This is a genomic window from Bradyrhizobium sp. 147 (assembly GCF_023073935.1).
GTDB lineage: Bacteria > Pseudomonadota > Alphaproteobacteria > Rhizobiales > Xanthobacteraceae > Bradyrhizobium.
The window spans coordinates 1-1,695 of the sequence record NZ_JADPKL010000128.1 but is presented as its reverse complement, the minus strand read 5'-3'; the positions used below and the strand labels follow the sequence as shown (position 1 = coordinate 1,695).

Below are 1,695 nucleotides of genomic sequence, written 5' to 3'. Positions count from 1 at the left end.
ATGTCGCCGGCGATGTTCGCGGCCTTGTTCGAGGGGCTGGATTGGAGGTTGGTCCGCCCGGAAGAAGCACGGCGCCCGCAGGTCGCTGGATAAGTGCGGCAGAATGACTCGGCAGCTATTTTGAGCGTGGCACGCGCGGCGGCGATGTGCTCGAAATAGCACATGAGCATCGCGGCGCTACGCGGCGAAAACGAACGCCTCAAGGCGCTTTTGGCGCAAACGCAGGCGGCCTTGAGCGAGCATCAGGGGGCGCTGGCGGCGTCGGAGGAAGCGCGACGTCGGCTGGAGATCATTCTCGGCGAATTGCGACGCGAGAAGTTCGGCGCGAAGTCCGAGAAGCTGCGGCCAGATCAGTATCACTTGCCGCTGGAAGACGTGGAGATCGCGCAAGGCATCCTGGACGCGGCGCAGGAGAGAGCCGAGACTGTGATCAATGGCCGATCGCGGAACGTGCCGGATCAAGGTCCTCATCGCAATCGCGGCTGCTTGCCTGCCCATTTGCCGCGGGTGGAACGGATCATCGAGCCTGCGAGCACGCTCTGTCCGTGCGGTTGCGGTGCCATGGCGAAGATCGGCGAGGACGTCAGCAAACGGCTCGACGTGATCCCGGCGCAATGGCGGGTGTTGGTCACGCGCCGCCCGAAATACATCTGTCGCCGCTGCGCGGGCCCCGTCGTGCAGGCGCACGCACCGGAGCACGTCGTGCCCGGCGGGCTGCCGACCGAAGCGGCCATCGCGCACGTGATCGTCTCCAAATTTGGCGATCATACGCCATTTTACCGTCAGGCCGAGATCTATGCGCGCCAGGGTATCCGGCTTGATCGGGCGACGCTGGGCAACTGGTCCGGCCGCGCCTGCTTCCATCTTCAGCCCATCGCGGACCACATGCGCCACCACCTGGCCATGGCGGATCGGCTGTTCATGGATGAGACCAAGGCGCCGGTACTCGATCCGGGGCGCGGCCAAACGAAGAAGGGCTACTTCTGGGCGATCGCCTCAGACGACCGCGGCCACAGCGGCCCAAGTCCGCCGATCGTGCTGTTCCGATATGCCCCCGGTCGCAGCGGTGCCTTTGCGGAGCAGTTCCTGGATGGCTTTTGCGGACGCTTCCTGCAATGCGATGCCTATGACGGTTATGACCGGCTGACCGAAGTCGTTCGACCGCAAGAGCCGTGGACGCTCGTGCATTGCTGGAGCCATTTGCGCCGGCGCTTCGTCAAATTGGTGCGCAACAGCAAGTCTCCGATCGCCGAGGCCGCCGTCCGGCAGATCGCGCAGCTTTACGCCATCGAAGCCATGGTGCGCGGCTCGTCGCCGGACATCCGGTTGGCCGCGCGCAAGGAGCACTCGCTGCCCCTCATTGCGGCTTTAAAACCGTGGTTTGAGAAGCAGCTTTCCATGATCTCCAGCGGCTCAACGCTCGCCGAGGACATCCGCTATGCGCTCAATCACTGGCAGGGGTTGACCCGCTTCCTCGAAGACGGGCGTCTCGAACTCGACACCAACCCGGTCGAGAACGCCATCCGGCCGGTCTGCCTAACCAGAAAAAATGCGCTCTTCGCGGGCCATGAAATCGGGGCAGAAAACTGGGCCATGCTGGCCTCGATAGTCGCTACCTGCAAGCTCAACAGCGTCAACCCGGCTGCCTACATCGCTGAAACACTCGAGGCGATCATCGACGGTCATCCCCATAGC

The 1,695-nt window shown here is 63.7% G+C and carries 1 protein-coding gene; it reads left to right on the top strand.

Going from position 1 to position 1,695, the window contains the following annotated elements; translation table 11 throughout:
* Window positions 1–162: 162 nt before the first annotated feature.
* Window positions 163–1,695: IS66 family transposase (locus IVA87_RS30665; RefSeq protein ID WP_247336642.1), on the top strand; the 1,533-nt coding region annotated here is incomplete at its 3' end.